Origin of the sequence: Okeania sp. SIO2B3, from assembly GCF_010672525.1 — a bacterium.
In the GTDB taxonomy this organism is placed as follows: Bacteria; Cyanobacteriota; Cyanobacteriia; order Cyanobacteriales; family Microcoleaceae; genus Okeania.
Genome location: NZ_JAAHGH010000124.1, coordinates 1 through 18,979, shown reverse-complemented (window position 1 = coordinate 18,979; position 18,979 = coordinate 1). Strand labels below are relative to the sequence as shown.

General features: G+C 36.9%; 13 protein-coding genes and 1 pseudogene. 3 read left to right on the top strand and 11 right to left on the bottom strand.

What is annotated here, in order from left to right:
* The 4 genes from F6K15_RS33650 to F6K15_RS33640 form a co-directional block, all read right to left on the bottom strand.
* Positions 1-625: serine/threonine-protein kinase (locus F6K15_RS33650; protein ID WP_293069814.1), on the bottom strand; the 625-nt coding region annotated here is incomplete at its 3' end.
* Positions 626-1,199: 574 nt separating this feature from the next.
* Entirely contained in the window at positions 1,200-1,523 is a 324-nt protein-coding gene (locus F6K15_RS38845; RefSeq protein ID WP_363269271.1) for a DUF4351 domain-containing protein, read from the bottom strand.
* A gap of 143 nt (positions 1,524-1,666) precedes the next feature.
* Positions 1,667-2,107, bottom strand: a complete 441-nt coding sequence (locus F6K15_RS38840) for an Rpn family recombination-promoting nuclease/putative transposase (protein ID WP_363269269.1) — start codon at positions 2,105-2,107, stop codon at positions 1,667-1,669.
* A gap of 87 nt (positions 2,108-2,194) precedes the next feature.
* Entirely contained in the window at positions 2,195-2,560 is a 366-nt protein-coding gene (locus tag F6K15_RS33640) for a DUF928 domain-containing protein (protein WP_293069812.1), read from the bottom strand.
* Between the two features lie 342 nt (positions 2,561-2,902).
* Here F6K15_RS33640 and F6K15_RS33635 point away from each other — a divergent pair, with 342 nt between their 5' ends.
* Entirely contained in the window at positions 2,903-3,715 is an 813-nt protein-coding gene (locus F6K15_RS33635) for a hypothetical protein (RefSeq protein ID WP_293069810.1), read from the top strand.
* Between the two features lie 271 nt (positions 3,716-3,986).
* Here the strand turns inward: F6K15_RS33635 and F6K15_RS33630 are convergent, their stop codons facing one another.
* On the bottom strand, positions 3,987-4,844 hold the full coding sequence (locus F6K15_RS33630; protein ID WP_293069808.1) for an AAA-like domain-containing protein: 858 nt from the start codon (positions 4,842-4,844) through the stop codon (positions 3,987-3,989).
* 624 nt (positions 4,845-5,468) lie between these two features.
* Here F6K15_RS33630 and F6K15_RS33625 point away from each other — a divergent pair.
* Positions 5,469-5,657 carry a hypothetical protein gene (locus tag F6K15_RS33625; protein WP_293069806.1) on the top strand — a complete coding sequence of 63 codons (189 nt, stop codon included), beginning with the start codon at positions 5,469-5,471 and terminating at the stop codon, positions 5,655-5,657.
* A 428-nt stretch (positions 5,658-6,085) separates the two neighbouring features.
* Here the strand turns inward: F6K15_RS33625 and F6K15_RS33620 are convergent, their stop codons facing one another.
* Entirely contained in the window at positions 6,086-6,313 is a 228-nt protein-coding gene (locus F6K15_RS33620; RefSeq protein WP_293069804.1) for a hypothetical protein, read from the bottom strand.
* A gap of 40 nt (positions 6,314-6,353) precedes the next feature.
* On the opposite strand from F6K15_RS33620, the gene F6K15_RS33615 reads away from it, so the two are divergent.
* A complete protein-coding gene (locus F6K15_RS33615; RefSeq protein WP_293069802.1) occupies positions 6,354-9,353 on the top strand; it encodes a plasmid replication protein, CyRepA1 family in 3,000 nt (999 codons plus the stop codon).
* 588 nt (positions 9,354-9,941) lie between these two features.
* On the opposite strand, the gene F6K15_RS33610 is transcribed toward F6K15_RS33615, so the two are convergent.
* The 5 genes and pseudogenes from F6K15_RS33610 to F6K15_RS33590 form a co-directional block, all read right to left on the bottom strand.
* On the bottom strand, positions 9,942-12,107 hold the full coding sequence (locus F6K15_RS33610) for a transglycosylase SLT domain-containing protein (RefSeq protein ID WP_293069800.1): 2,166 nt from the start codon (positions 12,105-12,107) through the stop codon (positions 9,942-9,944).
* 464 nt (positions 12,108-12,571) lie between these two features.
* Positions 12,572-12,706: pseudogene (locus F6K15_RS33605) on the bottom strand (zinc ribbon domain-containing protein); the annotation flags it as partial.
* Between the two features lie 31 nt (positions 12,707-12,737).
* Positions 12,738-13,475 carry a transposase gene (locus F6K15_RS33600; protein ID WP_293069816.1) on the bottom strand — a complete coding sequence of 246 codons (738 nt, stop codon included), beginning with the start codon at positions 13,473-13,475 and terminating at the stop codon, positions 12,738-12,740.
* A gap of 19 nt (positions 13,476-13,494) precedes the next feature.
* Positions 13,495-13,818, bottom strand: coding sequence for a helix-turn-helix domain-containing protein (locus F6K15_RS33595; protein WP_293069798.1), 324 nt, complete (start codon positions 13,816-13,818; stop codon positions 13,495-13,497).
* Positions 13,819-14,149: 331 nt separating this feature from the next.
* Positions 14,150-18,109: an EAL domain-containing protein gene (locus F6K15_RS33590; RefSeq protein ID WP_293069796.1), complete on the bottom strand. Its 3,960-nt coding sequence runs from the start codon at positions 18,107-18,109 to the stop codon at positions 14,150-14,152.
* Positions 18,110-18,979: the final 870 nt, after the last annotated feature.

The window sequence follows — 18,979 nt, the reverse complement described above, 5'->3', positions numbered from 1 at the left end:
ATAATTCATAAAAAGTCACCCCCAAAGAATAAAAGTCTGTACGATAGTCAATACCTCGATTCATTCGGCCTGTTTGTTCTGGGGAAATATAGGCAAGTGTTCCTTCTAAAATATTAGGATTGATTAACGTTTGAGTCTCTTTTGGTAGTAAAGATGCAATACTAAAATCAATTAATTTAATTTCTTTGGTGTGGGGATTAATTAAAATATTACTCGGTTTGATATCTTTATGAATAATCCGCTCGCGATACAGAATTTCTAAGGCATTACACAGAATAATTCCTACTTCTAAAAACTCCATTAAAGATAGTTTTTTTTCCTTTTTTATAGCCCATTCTTGAAGAGAAATACCGCCAAAGTCTTCCATGACCAAGGCATAACCATTTTGATAGATTTCGAGGCTATAAGTTTGGATAATTAGAGGTGAGTTGAGATTTTTAGTAATAGTATATTGGTTGCGAAATTGTACCAATTCATTGAAATTAGGATAAGAATTTTTCAGCAGTTTGATAACTACAGGTAATTGGTCACTATGGCCATACCCTCGATAAACTAGAGTTCTAGAACCATTGTAAAGTTCTTGGCTGATGTGATATCCTGGAATATTGACTCTGTTGCTAACCATACTGCTAGATCCTGCTTATTTCTAAATTTAGTATTTCAAAATTATTGAATTGGTTTACTAAATCATAACAAAAAGCGATCGCAGTTAATATTTGGCCTAGTGATAGAAATACGGAGTGACTCTACCATTACAAAAATAATTAGAACGGGAGCAAGATGCTCCCACTGTCTATATCATTACAATAGACATCTCCAGAAAAGAGGGAATAGGGAATAGGGAATAGGGGGGAATAACTGATAATTTCTGTATGATAATTGATTTTATTTTTGATTTTTGGAGATGCCTAATGCACCACTACCCATTTTTTTATAGCGAAATACTTGACATTTATAGAATTAATGATCGAACTGTTCCACTCTCCTAGAGAATTCTACGCAAACGCGATCAAACTCCATTTTATCCGATTTTTGACACTGGGGAACATCAATTAACGAAGGCAGAAAACAGAATGATTATAGAGGAATAGCAAAAAACGTGGTGCATGATAACGGGATTTGGTTTTATACTCTTGTTCTCTTCGATCGCAGGGATAGAGAGGGCAGAAGAGAGTCCTGCTCTCTGTCTTTCCCGATCGCTAACGTTCCTGCAACCAACTCAATAAATCTTCCAGACTATTGAAATCTAAAAAATCTTCCCCTAAATTATCCAAATTTGCCACAGATAAATCTTCAATTTGACTAATTATTGCTTCTGGAATTTCTCCAAAACGCTTTTTAATTAGACGTATTACTAATTGCGCTCTCCCTTTTTGTTCCCCTCTTTGCTCCCCTTGTTGTTCGGCATAAGTTATCCGTCCCCTTTCATCTTGCATCAACATTCCTCGGCGATCGACTAAATCTAATTCTTCCGCTGTCATGTTAATTTTATTGGCAATATTTAAAGCCTTTTCTATTTCCAAAACTTCCCCTAAATTCTCTGGGATACTATCCAAACTGGTAGCTTATTTCAGAAAATAAATCCACTTATCACTCAAACTATTTAACTGAGACAAAGTTTTCTTAAACTTGGGCAATTCTACAAAAAATAGTCGTAATTCTTCTTCTAGACATTCAATTTTTTTTTCTTATCCTGAAACACGAATTCATTGATAACATCCTCAGTATCTTTAAATAAAATAAAGTCCGTAATTGTGACGGCCATCGCCGGATTTAATAGAGGATAATTCTCTCCAGTTTCTAACTGATTAGCACAGGCTTTAGCTAAGTTATAAGCCACCAGTTTGTTAAAAGCAGCCATTCGTGCTACTTGCATTTCAATAACTAATATAGAACCATCTACTAAAACAGCTTTTATATCCAAATAAGTATCTTTTAATGAGATTACTTGACCGGGATTAAAAGGATTAACAATTGTCAAAGACTGAATAATTTTTTCTCCCCCATAAATTATGGCATTGAGAAAGCTAATTAAGATATCTTGACTTTGTTGCGAACCGAAGATTTTTTTAAAAGCATAATCTATCTTAGGACTAACAAATTTCATAGTATTTTTTCTCTTAATTAATTTCGTAACGTTCTTTTTTTAAATTGGTATTATATCATGTATTTAGGGTTTGCGCTCAAAAGTCTTTTAGTAGGGGGAGGAGACAGGAGACAACCCACCCCTGACCCCTCCCAGGAGGGGAAGACAGGAGACAGGAGAAATGGGAATTATAGAGGAAGTAGTCGGAAAAATTATAAGACTAATTTTTCTCCCATAATCGTCCCAAAATACTAGCTTTATGCAGCTCAAAAAGCTGAAAAACTGGCACTTTTTTAGACAAAAAAATTTGATGTTTAACATTGCTGCAATGGCTTCTGCTTCAAATTTGGTTCCTAAACTATTCCATCTAGCAGCGATCGCTGTATCATCAGGATTACTCCGACGCGAGTTTCCTAACTCAGTAATAGTCTCATGCCACAAACCATTTTCGGCATAAATATCTATCTTTTCCATAAGTTTCTGAGTTAAAAAAGGTTGACCTCCAGTCCAATCAAAAACTTTTCGTAAAACAACATCCGGCTTTTCTACTATTCCGAATCAATCCCTGAGTTAAATGTTTCTTTGCCTCTGCAAAAATTGGCGTTGGTAATTTGAGGTATGATATCATGTCCGGATAAGAGCGCGATCAAAGTCCATGGCCTTTACCCAAACAAAAAACTTTCTCCTTCTATTCCTCTTTCTTCCCTGCTGAGGACTGAGAACTGACGACTAAGTAATGCGCGATTAATATCATACACGCGCTTTACCAACGTCCAAAAATTAATTCAGTAGACATCTTGAAAATCTGCTGATTATTTGCTACGATGTACCCGTAAGTTCAGAACAAGCAGACAACAGGAGAAAATAAAGTATATATTCTCAGTTTTGAGAAAGTCCATAGCTGTAATAGCAGCTGTGGCAATGATGATTAGCTTCATGGCTGTGATAATTCCCACGCAACCAGCAGCCGCACAATCAGAACCACCAGCAGTTGCACAATCAGAACCACCAGCAGCCGCACAATCAGAACCACCAGCAGCCGCACAATCAGAACCACCAGCAGTTGCACAATCAGAACCACCAGCAGCACAAAAAATTACGGTCCCTATTAAAGACCTGGCGCCGGCAATTGCTCAATTGTTACTCAGCATAGGAGGCAATAAGACCCAATACTTAGTCACAGTAAGCAACGAGTCAAACTACACCGTCAGATATCAAGACATATGTCAGTGGAGAGGTGAAGGATACTGGCCGTTACCCAGCGATAGTTTAGATACCGATCAGGCATCAGCAGGAATAAGTACTGACGACGAATTCCAATTTGCAGGAGTATACACAACAGGCGTCCCTGGCCAAAGCCAACGAACCCTAGTGTTTGGAGCATACCGCGACGATCCCTTTATAGGACCAAGTGATAAGACGCACTTAATAGATGACGTATCGGGCTTAAATTGCAGTAAATATGATAACCCAGAAAGATGGCCGTGGGCAGATGTGAGGGAGAACCCTCAGATCGACTTGCCTGTAACGGGACTACCACTAAAAATATACGCAAGGCATTACAAGACGAAATACCCCCCCGCACCTAACGATGTCACGGTATACGAGTTCAGAATAACGAACAATTAGTCGAATGATTTAACCATCAATTGATATCGTCGAGACTTGTACCTCCGCGACTCAAGAAACCAATAAGTGAATAAAAAACCCATCTGGGTAGCCACGATTAGCGTTAAGATCGGAGCTGCTACCCAGATGGGAATTTATACTGGAGCAGCCTTCTATCCAAACCTTTGAAAAGAAACCCAAACCACCGAAGAAAGGTTAAAAGTATTAACTGAATTACCTCTTCTTTTTCAAACTCCTTTAATTCTATCGGTAAACCCACATTAAAAAGAGATTAATAAATATCTAACGTCCCATGATATTCCGTAGAATAAGCAATTACCATCCGTAAATTTCCCCAAATTTTGACATTATTACTTTCCTCATACCAATGTCTTAACATGGCAAAAAAATCTTGAGATATATCTGGATATTGGAAAATTTCATCCACTTCATCTAATATTAAAACCAAATTTTTCTGTAAATTCAGCAATAGTGCTTTTAAATCCTTAGTACAAGAAATTTTAGCATTATTATCATCCCAATCAGGTCTTTCTGGAACATCTGGAAACCGATTTTTGAGATTTTTATTAAACCCTTTGATAAAGTCATTAACACTGGTGACATTTGAATCTTCAATCAAAAGATTAAACTTCAGATACTGAGAAATATAATTATTTTCATTTGCTTTATCTTGTATCTTTTTAATCAGAGAAGTTTTACCCATTTTATTAGGTGCTTTTATCCTCACTAAAGAACCAGGTCTTTCTATTTCTTCGTAACATTCAGACTCAACAGAACAACGTTTAATTCGATGACGTTCTATATAAAAAGGAGAGTCTAGTTTTTCCGGTCCATCAGGCATGAAAACTTGGTGACAACTATAATGTTTCAGGAACTCTTGATCGACCATATCAGGTTGAAATTTGCCAAATATATTTACTAAATATTCTTCCCAATGCAAACTAGATTCTGAATAGTTGAGTTTATGAGCGATCGCTCTTAACTTTTTGCTTATATTACCTTGGTCGTAATTTGTTAAATTGGCAATTTTTGTCTGTGTCATATTTTTATCGGATAAGTACCACTTCAGTATTTCTTTTTCCTTTTTTGACAAATTACGATAAATGTAGTCAAATTGTCCCTTTTCCATAGATAAATAGTTGTTTATTCAAGTTTAATTTTCCTGGGAGTTTTTCAACAATTAATAATTAATAATTACCTCAGTAGCTGATACGTTTTTATATCAACAGGACTTACGCAAATTCACCTTAAAACGTGATATGTAGGGGCGTTTGCGGAGCATTCCGTTAGGAAATGGCATTCGCCCTCTATCCATGCCTTCCCGATCTAGCCTCATGAATTAGCCATAAGAAATTAGCTATCTTTAGTCATTTTTAGATGACTTCTGCTTTGAGCCAAGAAATTTATTTCTTGGCGGATGGCATAACTCGCTAAGGATTTCAATCCTTGGCTAATAGTCATCTTAAGGGCGAATACCATTCGCCCCTACATTTAGACTTTTTAAGTATAAGAAAACTTATACTCAATATAAAAATACTTCTGAATAATTAGCAAAATATGCAGAAACTTGCAGAAAAAATTATGTTTTTTTCTGAATATGCAAAAAAATACATACTGACTATACTGGAGCATTTTTGTCAGGTATTTCAAGATAAAATATGCTATTAAATTTCTATTTATAAATATCAAATATACCTTGGTTAAATTGTAGTTGTAAGTAAACAAGGTTGACATAACAACTATTTTAATCCAGATGAAAATCACTTCCAAAATCACCCTATTATTCAGTATTTGTATCTTAACTTCTACGTCTTCTTTATATGAAATATTAGGAGGATACATTTTTGAAAAAATTGTTGATTGTGTAGTGTTTAATGAATGTCCCCAACCAAGAAATATTGAACCTAAACCCGTCATATCATGTCCGGATAATGAGCGATAAAAAAACCTTCTCCTCTTCCTTCTTCTTTCTTCCCTCCTGACTCCTAAGTAATTAAAATTAGGCGTTGATGAAAAGAGGTATGATACCAATTTAAAAAAAGAATGTTACGAATAGTAAGAGGAATAACAAAGACAAATGCAGGATATACCCTTTGACAAAAAGGATGATTTATGACTTTTAAATCGTATTTAAACAATTAATTCTGACTCCTGACTCGGTCCTCCTGACTTCCCCTCCTGGGAGGGGGAGGGGCGAGGGGTGGGTTGACTCCTAATAAATATCCTAGCTATTTGTAGCAAACATTTATCAATTTGGTATGACATCTTGCCCGGATAAGAGCGCAAACAAAAAAACTTTCTCCCTCTCAGGACTTACGCAAATTTTTAGACAATACGCTATCCGTAGAAGGCAAATGCCATTCGCCCCTACTAGATATGGCGGTTCTGCGTAAGTCCTGCCTCTACTACTCTTTCTTCTTCTTTCTTTCCACCTGACTCCTGACTCGGTCCTTCCCTTCCCCTCCTGGGAGGGGTTAGGGGTGGGTTGGGAGGGGGAGGGGCGAGGGGTGGGTTGACTCCTAAATAATTAAGATTCATACCATACACAAATTCCACAACTTCAGAAAATTTTATATGTATATAGTGTGCTTTTCCCATATAATGAAAGTCCTTCACTATATATAGAGTGCATTATTAAATGAACCTTAAGGCCGAACCACCAATTAATTATTTCCGAGAATGGACTAATAGTTGTGTCGATGACCAACTAATACATCTTAATGTTATCCCTTTAGAAGGACAACGGCCTTATGAATTTTTGTTTTATTCTGATGCTATTCCTAGACGAAATGATGGCCGAGTAACTAGCCAAATATTAAAGCGATACGAACACGTTGAAGAAGGTGGATGGTGGTGTTCGGGAATTGATTTACTGACAGGAGAAGAGGACCTTTGGGGTTGTTTTAAACCTAGTCAACCACGTCACAGTTATGACCAAAAAAAGTTAATTAAATACGAACATCCTCCGAAAACTCCTACAAGTTTATTTGCCCTAAAAATACCCCTACATTTGTGGCATCAAATTGCTAGTCGTTATCAAATAGAAATTCTGCCAGAAGATATCAATAATAGTCAACCAGACCTTGGTTTTTGGCAGTGGTTTATCGCTCATCCTCAAATACCTTTATGTATTACTGAAGGGGCAAAAAAAACAGGTGCTTTATTAACAGGTGGTTATGTAGCGATCGCTTTACCAGGAATCTTTGGCGGATATCGAGTTATTAGAGATGAATATGGCAACCGTATTGGTAGATCGAATTTAATTCCTCAGTTAGAAAAGCTAGCAAATAATCGTCGAGAAATTTATATTGCATTTGACCAAGATACTAAACCTAAGACTATTAAAAATGTTAATGCTGCTATTAGACAAACTGGATTTTTGCTCACAAGAAAAGGATGTAATGTTAAGGTTATTTCATGGAATCCAGAATTGGGTAAAGGAGTTGATGATTTAATCGCAAATCATGGGCAAAGTGTGTTTGATGAAGCTTATAAAAACGCATTACCTTTAGAACTTTGGAAAGCTAAATCATTTAGCAAACTCACATATCCTGTAAATCTTAGAGTTAATAGTCGTTATCTTTCCGAACAACATATTTTAGGTTCTATCAGCAGTAATAATTTACAAAAATTAGATAATCTTGACCTAGCCTATAGCACTAATTTTCCTGCAAAATTGGTAGGAATTAAATCTGCTAAGGGAACTGGAAAAACTAAGTTATTAGAGAAAATTGTCAGTGAAGCTGTCGCTCGCAATCAAAAGGTTTTAGTTATTGGTCATCGAGTGCAGTTAGTACAAGAGTTATGTCAACGTTTCGGACTAAAATATATTACAGAAGTAGATAAAAAATCGGATAATAAATTATTAGGTATTGGTTTATGTATTGATTCTCTACATCCTAATTCTCAGGCTAGTTTTAATCCGGAAAATTGGTCGGATGGAGTAGTAATTATTGATGAAATAGAACAGGTAATTTGGCATGGTTTAAATTCTAATACTTGTCGGCAAAACCGAGTAGAAATTCTCAGGTCTTTCAAAACATTAATGCAAAATGTTTTAGGAGGTTTTGGTCAGGTATTTATAGCTGATGCTGACTTAAGCGATATTTCAATAGATTATCTACAAGCTTTAGCAGGAGTAAAATTAGAACCTTTTATTATTCAAAATGATTGGCTACCGGGAGAAAAAGAAGCTTGGCAAGTTTTTAATTATCCAGAAACTACTCCTAAAAGATTAATCGCAGATTTACATAAACATATCCGTGAAGGTGGGAAACCAATGGTGTGTTTATCAGCACAAAAAATCACAAGTAAATGGGGAACCCGTGCTTTAGAAGCTTATCTAAAAAAACAGTTTCCTGACTTAAAAATTCTCAGAATAGATTCAGAATCTTTAGCTGAACCTAATCATCCTGCTTATGGTTGTATTAAATCATTAAATCAGGTATTGCCACAATACGATATTGTCTTAGCTTCTCCTTCTATTGAAACAGGAATTAGTATTGATATTCAAGGTCATTTCACTTCAGTTTGGGCTATTGCTCAAGGAGTACAAGGAGCAACTTCTGTTTGTCAATCTTTGGGTAGAGTTCGTGAGAATATTCCCAGATATTTATGGGTAGCAAATTCTGGTTTTAATCAAGTTGGTAATGGCTCTACTTCTATTACTTCTTTGCTCAATTCCGAACAACGTCTGACTCAACTGAATATTAGACTATTACAACAATCAGATTTTGATAGTTTGGACGATATAGAAACAGGTTTTCAGGCAGAATCTTTTTTGTGTTGGGCAAAACTAGCCGTTCGTTTCAATGCAGGAATGAATCAATATCGAGAGTCTATTTTAGAAGCTTTACGATTAGAAGGACATCATATTCTCGAAGCTTCTCCAGAAGTTTTAGTTAATAATTTAGAAGCCAAAAAATCATCAGAAACACTTACAGAAATTAATGACTTACAAGAGGCGATCGCTACTGTAATCAAACAAAATTATCAGACAGAATGTGAGGCGATCGCTACTGCCAGAAATATTAGTTTGACCGAGTATCAAAAACTCAAAAAGCGATTATCCAAAACCAGCAAACAACAACGGGAACAACGAAGATTTGAATTAATGTTGCGCTACAGTATCCCCATAACTTCTGAATTAGTAGAAAAAGATGATGCTGGATGGTATCAACAGTTGCAACTACATTATTTTATGACTGTAGGGCGACAATACTTAGTAGCACGAGATGCTGAAGTAGCGAAAACAATTTTGGAGTTGGGCAAGGGAAATATTTTCATACCTGATTTTAACGATCGCTTAATGGGTGCAACCATCGGGGTGATGGAATTATTGAAAATACCGCCATTGTTGAAAGATAGGCAACGAGAGTTGAAAAATATTGATGAAGATTTGCAATTGTTAGCCAAGACTGCTTTAGCAAACCGAGCAGCAATTAAAACTATAGTCGGGATAGGGTTGGCGGTAAATTCTAGTCCTATTACAATAGTGCGGCGTTTTTTGGATAAAATTGGTTATAGTTTGGAGTGTTTGCGGACAGAAACTCATCAGAAAAAGCGATTGCGAATTTATCGTATTGTTCATCCTGATGATGGCAGGTTTGAAGTGTTTCAGCAGTGGTTACAGCGCTAGTCATACTAAATCTTGTAAAGACGGAGTTTAAATAAAATGGTAATCCTGCTCGCGTAATGGTATACAGCAAAAAGTAATACCAGGCACGGGAGCAAGATGTTCCCACTGTTCTCATAATAAACATTGCCGGACAATGTACGACTACCAATAAAACTTTTATTGTGCGAGCATCTTGCTCGCCACGGGTGTACCTCATCCTTGATGAAATTTCTAATAGACATCTCCAGAAAAGAGGAAGTACGGAGTAGGTAGTAGGGAGTAGGGAACCCACCCCTAACCCCTCCTGGGAGGGGAATAATTGATAATTTATGTACGATAATTGATTTTATTTTTTATTATTGGAGATGTCTAATATAGCAGAAGGAAGAAGGCTTTAATTATCTAGGATAGACGGAAGTAAGGAAGAAAGAAAATCTGCCTTGTCTGAGTTTTAAGCTTCGGAAGGGTCAGTTATATCATGTCCGGATAATTAGCGATCAAAAAACTTTCTCCTTCTCCTGCTCTTTTTTCATTCTTGATTCCCTCCTGACTCCTGACTTCCCCTCCTGGGAGGGGTTAGGGGTGGGTTGACTCCTAACTCCTAACTCCCTATTTTCTATGTTTAGCGTAATGTCTCTCCATTAACTGAGCAACTTCAGGATTATAAATTTGCAAATAATTCCAATAATTTTCAAAGACAGACTCCACATAACCCCTCGTTTCAGGATAAGGAATTTTCTCCACAAAAGCATCAGCATCATCAAACCCAAACCGCTTTAACCAACCACTCACAGCATTCGGTCCAGCATTATAACTCGCCACTGCTAACATCGAATTATCCTTGTACTCTTTATGAGTAAAACCCAAGTAATAAGTACCCAAATTTACATTATCATTCACATTCTCTAAATCATAATTCGCAAGATTAATTTTGTTAGCTACCTCCTTTCCCGTTTCTGGCATAACTTGCATTAACCCCGTAGCACCAACTACCGATTTGATCTTCGGCATAAAACGAGATTCTTGACGAATTAAAGCAGTAACCAAAACAGTATTTAACTCTCGTTTGTTAGACCATTTCACAATAGTTTCCAAATAAGGAAAAGGATACAAAGTTTGCCAATAAGTAGGCTTTTCCTTCAATGCTTTATACTCAGCTATCTCCTCTGGTTTTTCCCGTCTGCTCAAGCTAGTAAGCATCCAAATACCATCTAAATTATCTCCTATACCAATCCTTAACACACCATCAGTATACTGTTGAGCAACAGTTGGACTCATCCTATCTTCAAACTCTACCTGCCATTGTTTCCAAGCATCCCGGTCTTGACCAATCTGATATAGTTCCCGCAATGTGTCAGAACCAAAAGGCAATGGGTCTCGCCCTTTAGTATGTACAACCTTTGGAGATAGAGGACGAACAGTAGTAAAATCACCCACAGGCCAATCCAACATCACCGCCGATCGCCAAGCATAATAAGAGTGGGGATAGCGTAAAATCATAAATTCAAAAGCCTTTTTAGCATCCTCTGTCTGCCCAAGTTGTTGTGCCCACTTACCTACCCAAAAACCTGCTTGTGGTGCTAACTCACTATCAGGATTATTAGAAGTCAATTCTTGTGCCCACTTCCAAGCAACTTGTAAATTGCCCCCCGCAGCAGCTTTTTCGGCCAACTCCCACCGTAGTTTAGCAGCAGCATCAGAATTATTATACTTACTCAACAACTGTTGACGTACCTGTGAAGCTGACTTAGCAGAGTCCAGTCGATCGAGTAACTTAGACTTATCAAGCATAGCTTCGGCAGCATGGCTAGGAAAATTAGCAATTACCCTGTCAAGATAGGGTATGGCTTCTTTTCGATCGACCAGTCTCGACAAACGAATCAAACCCAAAGCTGTATCTTCTCCCCCATTGGGAAACTGATTAATTAAAGCTTTGTAAGCTTCGCGGGACTCCTTAGTCTTTCTCCCTAACCATAAACCCCTAGCATAACGATATAGATTTTTGGGTGTTTTGGTTGCTTTCTGATATGCCAGGCCACCTTTAGGATAATCCTGCTTTTCCCAATATCCAAAAGCAATCATTTCCCAATCTTCAGGAGTTAACTGAGAGGCATATTTTGTTCTGAGTTGTTCCAATACTGTTCCATATTCCGGCACATGAAAACCATATTTAGCAATGAGCAATAACAACTGAGGTTGATTAGGATTTTGCTTCAGTTTTTCTTGAGCAATTTTCACTGTAGTGGGATGACCTGGAAATTTAGCGATCGCCTCATCCCAATATTCCGGATTTTCTTTTCCTAGAGTATACAAAGCTTCTACTACCACTGGTTCTTCTGGATAGGTTGCTAATAATTCTGACCAAGCTTCTTGTGCTTTCTCAGTATCCCCAGTTAATTCATAAGCTTGTGCCCGTTTTAAGATAACGTATGGTGCTAGAATTGTATATTCTTGGTCTAAATTTTTCAGTTGAGCGATCGCCGACTCTACCTCTCCCTGTTCCATTAAATCATTGGCCAGAATATAACGTGCTCTACTGCTATTTAGAGATTTTCCTTTCTTTATAGCAGCTTCCAGTTTACTCCTTCGTTGTTCGGGTGGATATGACACAAAATTTGTTACATCTAACTCTGGGTTGAGTTTCTGATTTTGGATTGTGTTTTGAGAGACACTTTTGTTATTGTTTGTAAGTTCTGGTAGAAACACTCCCAGTAACAAAGCACTGATAGAAACGCCGATCAGTATAGAAACTTTTGTTATATTTTGCTTTAACATTTACTTCTTGTCAGTTAATTAATTTTAAAGGGTATATGGTATAATTTTTTTTCTTAGCGATAATGCTATTTTTCCTGATTTGTATTTTAGATTACAGTTTTTGGAAAAACAGTAATTTATAGCGGTCGAAGGAAAGGTGAGAACATATCCAAAGCTGAAAATTCAGGCAACGCTAGATTTTTCCTTCTGCCTTCTGCCTTCTGCCTTCTGCCTTCTGCCTTCTGCCTTCTGCCTTCTGCCTTCTGCTATATTGCCATCTCATTTCACAGTTGAGTAATGGACTTTCATCAAAATTTTGACTTAGCCCCTATTAGTAATCATATCGTGAAGTTCTCTCCCGTTAAATCGGAGATTATAACGGGAGCTTCTTAAACAAAGAAGTTTCTTGCGAGTGCTGGCGCAACGCTGCGCGTTACATGTCGCGTTTGCGTTAGCATTCCGTAGGAAAGCGAAACACAGGCCGATCAATATCTTACGCCTCCACAAGCAGACAAGATGATACCCACCTCGTTTAACGCTTTATTTAAAATGTTAATTGCTGCATTTTCATCTCTATCTAAAACTGTTCCACATTTCTGACAAGAATGAGTTCTAATTGATAAAGTCTTAGGTACTTTGTGGCCACAATTACTACAATTTTGTGATGTATTGTGAGGGTGTAGGGGCGAATGGCCATTCGCCCCTACTTATATGAACACCGCGTTTTACCGCCACTGCATTCAATTTTTCAATAAAATTGCCCCAGCCTACATCATAAATTGATTTTGATAGTTTAGTATTTTTTGCTAAACCTCTAATATTTAAGTTTTCCACTGCAATCATGTCATATTCTTTAACTAATTTATGAGCAGTCTTATAGTGAAAATCTTCTCTTTGTCTAGCAATATGTTGGTGCAATCTAGCTATTCTATTTTGTGCTGCCCTCCAGTTGTTTGAACCTATTTCTTTTCTAGATACTTTTTTTTGCTTTCTTGCTAAATTAGATTGAGATTTTCTATAAAATTTAGGAACAGAAACAGTCTCACCAGTATTAGTAGTTAAGAACTCTTTTAAGCCGACATCAATGGCTACATAAGTTTTGATATTATCTGTATAAATTAAACTAGGAACTGACTTATCTTCTAAGCTAAAACTTACATAATAACCATCAGTTTTCTTGGTTATAGTTGCAGTTTTGATCGCAAACCCATCTGGTATAGGTCTATGAACTATTACTGGAATGGCACCAAACCTACTAATAATTATTTGTTTACCATCAAATTTTATTGCTGCTTTGGGATGATTAACTCTACTGAAACAAAATGACCTTAACTTTCCTGATTTTTTAAATCTAGGTCGCCCTCCATGTCTGCCTTTTTTGTCAGGTATTAACCTTTCATGTCGGCTCTTAGCCGAAACGTTTCCAAGCTTTATCTAGTCTTTGTAAGTTAATTTGCTGGACTTCTGAATATATTTCTTTGTAGTCAGGAAATAACTTTTTTGTCTGTTTAAGTGCTGATTGCTGAAAATAATAATCTGGTCTACTGGGAATCTCGCCAATAGGACATGAAATTAGTAAGCAACGGTCAACTTGACATCTAGTTCTATTTAACCAATCTAGTCTTTGGCCTAAAGCATAATTGTAATGCCTTCGTAACAGTTCTAGCCAATAATCTATTTTGACTGACTGTTCAGGAGTGGGCTTAATTTTGTAGCAATGAGTAATTATCATAATTTTATCAGGACTCTTTATTGCTATACTTGAACATCAATTGAAACCTGTTTAATTTGCAGCTCGGCAATTCCCCTCCCGTTAAATCGCAGATTATAACGGGAGACCCCTTGCCGAATCAAGTTGGATTATTTTCTTTAGTGAGCTACAAATTTTCTTGCTCATTTCCGGACTGAACCTATTGCTAATTTTATGTTTATATTATCAAATTTACTCTTGATCTAAAATCCTGTTATATAATACATTTTGTCAATTTACTTCAATCTCCCCATCTCCCCATCTCCCCATCTCCCCATCTCCCCATCTCCCCATCTCCCCATCCCCCCACAACTCACTCAGGCACATCTAAGGGTTGTGGATAAGCAATTCCATAACCTTGACCATAGTCTACACCTATAGTCTTAATTTTATCTAAGATAGCACCATTGCTCACAAACTCAGCGATCGTTTTGAGACCCATCACATGGCCAATTCGATTCATTCCCTCAACTATTGCATAATCTAAGGGGTCACTGACAATATCCTTGACAAAACTACCATCAATTTTTAAGTAATCTACAGGCAAATTTTTCAGATAAGTAAAAGAAGACACTCCACTACCAAAGTCATCTAGAGCAAAGCAACAACCCAAATCTTTGAGCTGTTTAATTAACTTAGCTGCTTGAGACAGATTAGCGATCGCCACGGTCTCAGTAATTTCAAAACATATCATCTCTGGAGAAATATTAAACCTAGCAAATTGTGCTTGTAAAAAAGTAATAAACTGCTCATCATTAACCGTTTCACCAGAGATATTAATTGCATAAATAGTATCTGTTTTATTTGTATCTGACTTCCTAAAAAATCTCTCATTATCAAGATCCTCAAAAGATGGTTGCAACTGACCTTTGATATGTGACAAATAACTAAAAAAGTTTTGAATCACCCAGCGGTCAATCATTGGCATCAGATTATATCTTTCTGCTGCCGGCAGAAAAGCCATCGGCGGAATCAATTTATCTGTTTCATCTCTCAACCGTAATAGTATCTCATAATAAAAATTATTCAAATGCGAATTTGGCAATGGTGCAACAGGTTGATAATACAAACAGAAAAGATTTTGTTCGCAAGCTTGATGAATTTTTGTTACCCAATGCACAGTATTTTTTTGTTGCTTCAAATCCGAATCATCACTTTCGTAAATATGAAAACGATTTCTGCCCCGATTTTTGGCGACATAACAAGCAGCATCAGCAGCACTGAGGAGCCAATTAACATCATCTATCACACCTGCCTGGTTGAGACTTTCCTGACTAAGAGTAATCATACCAATACTAACACCAATATTAAAAGTCTTATCCTCCCATACAAATCTGTACTCCTGAATACTATCAATCAACTGTTGCACTACTGTCTGAGCATTATTCATACTGCACTGTAATAATAGCAAAGCAAATTCATCTCCACCTATCCGAGCTAAAATATCTGCTTTGCGACATTGAGATTGTAATAGAAGGGTAATCTGACGCAACAATTCATCCCCAGATCTATGACCACAGGTATCATTAACAATTTTAAATCGATCTAAGTCTATATAAGCAAGAGTATGTACTTGCTTGTATTTTTTCACATCTACCAAAGAATTTTCTAAAAGTTTCTCAAATTCTCTGCGGTTTAACAACCCTGTTAGAGCATCGTGTTGAGCTTGCCAAAATATTTGATTCCTCAACTTGCGCTTGTCTGTCACATCTCGAAATACTAACACTACCCCTAAGATTTGATCGTCTTCTGTTTTAATAGGAGCAGCAGAATCTTCTATTGCATACTCTTGACCATCACGCGCCACCAAAATAGTATTATTTGCCAACTCGACGATTCGCCGTTCTCGGAAAACTATATCTACCGGACTCTCCATCGGTGTACGGTCTTGTTCATTAACAATTTGGAAAATCTCAGCTAGTCGCAAACCTTTCGCTGTTGATAATTTCCATCCAGTAATTTTTTCAGCAATGGGATTAAGATAATCAACATTACCTTTTTCATCAGTAGTAATCACCCCATCCCCGATAGATTTTAATGTAATTTCGGCTAGTTCTTTTTCTTGAAACAGAGCTAATTCTATCTGTTTGCGTTCTGTAATATCTTCAAAAATACCTGCAGTGCGGTATATTTCTCCGGTTCGACGATTGCGTACAGGAAAAGCACGACTCCAAATCCAGCGAATTTCACCATCAGGTCTTACAATTCGATACTCATCGTTAGTAGACTCACCACGGCGTTGTTTCTGATCATTCAAAATAAAGCCATCGCGGTCTAATGGATGAATGCTATTTGTAAATGTTTCTCGCCATTTTTCTAAATTTGTGATGGAGCGCCCCCAAACATTTTCATAAGTAGGACTGACGTAGATCGACTCACTTTTGTCAAGGGTACTTATCCAAAAAACCTGTCGGATATTTTCTGCAATTTGACGGAATTTTTCCTCGCTAGACTTCAGAGAATCCTGAGTTTGCTGTCGTTCGATCGCTGTACCTAGTACATTAGCAACTGCCTGCAAAAAATAAACATCATCCTGAGTAAACCACCACTTCATTTTAGTATGTATACCCAGTATCCCATAAGGTTTTTGTTTTTCACCGCCCGGGATAATAACGCTAATTCCAGAAATAATTCCATGGTCGCACAGCAGTTTTGGTCTCCTGAATCTGGTTTCAAGACGAAGGTCTTCTACAATTACAGGTTCAGATGAATGTAGGGTATAACCTGCTTGAGTATCACTGCCAGTATTTACTATCGCATGACCTACAAGTCCTTCTTGCCAACCAACACCAGCTCGTAATAGTAAAGAATTGCCATCAGGAAGCAGTTCCAGAATCTTGCAGTATTCTCCATCTAATATTTGGGCAACTATTTGTACAATCTCATCCATTAGCAGAGAAATATCTTTGCCTGATAAGGCTTTTTGAGTAATTTGAGCCACAGCTCGCTGTTGTCTAATTCTATTTTTACAAGCTTGGTTAATCAACCTTAATTGGGAAGTTTGGTCTGTAACTCGTTTTTCTAATTCGGCATTGAGAATAGAAAGTTGTTTTTCTGCCTGTTTGCGATCTGTGATGTCATGACCTTCGGGAATTAATAAGATCACCTGTCCAAGTTCGTCAAAAACTGGTTTAAGAGAAAAGTCGATGGTAATTACTTGTTTACCTTCACCAACTAACATAATTTCATAACGGACAAACTCGCCTGTAACTGCTTTAGCGATCGCTTGTTTCATTTGTGCTTGAGCAAGTTTATGTTTAGTTTTTATGTCTCTAGGATTTTCCTCATCATCCACTGCTAACCACCATTTAACTTGCCAAAAAAAATGTCCGACAATATCGTCATGTTTGAGACCAGTAAAGTCTAAAAATGTCTGATTAGCTTCTAAGATAGTACCGTCTGGGTTTAAGAGTCCAATAAATTGAAATGTTTGATTAAAAATAGCCTGGAAGCGTCTTTCGCTTTCTCGGATAGCTGTGATATCTCGCCCCACTGCTTGATACTCTACTAAGTTATTAGAGTTGTCAAATATTGCTCGATTTGTCCATTCCTGCCACCTCCACTCTCCGTTGGGCATTTCTATCATTTGTTCATTGATAGTTACGGGTTGTTCTGGGGTCAGAGTATCTAATAGTTTTTCTAGCTTTACTATCTCGAAAGATGGCAAGAACTGATAAAAACTTCTCCCAATTAGCTCTTGTGACGTTGTATCAAAATAGCGACAATAAGTATCGTTGACAAAAGTCAAAACTCCCCCTGGATAAAAACGACAAATCAATTCTGTTTGGTCTTCGACTATGCCACGATATTGACTTTCACTTTTTCGTAGTGCTTCTTCTACCTCTTGGCGCTCTTTAATTTCTGATTCTAAAGTTTTGTTAATTGCTGTTAATTTGGACGGACTTGGTAATTCTAATGCTTGGGGAATTAGAGAATACATTTTCATGGCTGTGTATAGGGAAACTATTGCTGTAATTGCTTTGATACTTCCTGATAACCAATAGGCAGGATGCCACAAAGTCCAAACTTCCATGAGATGGACTGTACCGCAAGAAGCAATAAAAGCTCCAAACATCCAGAATATCGATCTAAAGGGTACATCCTGTCGTTGACGGACAAAATACGCTAATATGAACGGGATGGAGTAGTAAGATATTGCTGTTAATGCGTCTGAGCTAGCGTGTAGCCAAATTAAGCCTGATTCCCAAAGATAGCATTGTCCATGGGGTATTAATTGTTCTGAGGAAAATATATTTTGTATTAATTGCCACATAATGACTACTTTTGTAAATTTTTTGAAATTTATAATCTTTTATTTTGGTATAATTTAAAGTTTCAGGTTAGTTATGCTTAGACTTTTATTTCTTGAGAATTTGTCCCTCGGCAGCTCTTGATTTATCAGTATATTTACTATTGATATGTTATATTTTACACAGAAAAAAAATTATATGTAGCAATCCAAGTAGTTGTAATATTTTGGTGAAAGTTAGGAGTCAGGTAGGGGAGCCATCGGATTGGTGACGTACAGGTAGGGGAGCCGTCGGATTGGCGACGTACAGAGTTTTAAGGGTTTTCAGTTCCAATTAACTATTATAAAAATTGTCATAACCAATGCGCGGATTGCTATATATACTTCTGCCTAACAAGAATAGTATATCTAAAATTAATAATGGATAACTTATTGTGGGAAACTAAAAATATTCTGAAATATTAAAAAATAGATTTACTAGGAGAAAATTAGCTTAAACTGAATTAAGAAGAATATAAATACAGTTTAAAAATATGAAACTTTAGATTTTAAAGTATTACATAAAAAAAAAATTATTAATATTTTGATCAAGGCAGCATTTTTGATCTAGTTGTTATTAAATAGAACTAAAATATTACCATTATCTATACCTATATTACCGAATAATTAATAATTAATTATTAATTATTAAATAATTCGCGCCTTGAAGCCGACCCTTTTAAAGGGAAAAAAAGCGGTCGATCTTCGTAGCTTCCCGCAGGGTGGGATGGCTCCGAAACCTGCGCTGTCCTCCAATCGACCAAGACAGCGGTCTAACAAAAACCGTGCAGCCCTTAGAAACAGGAATTGTTCGGGCCATTCATGTAAAACATGGTCAATCCGTGCAAGCCAACG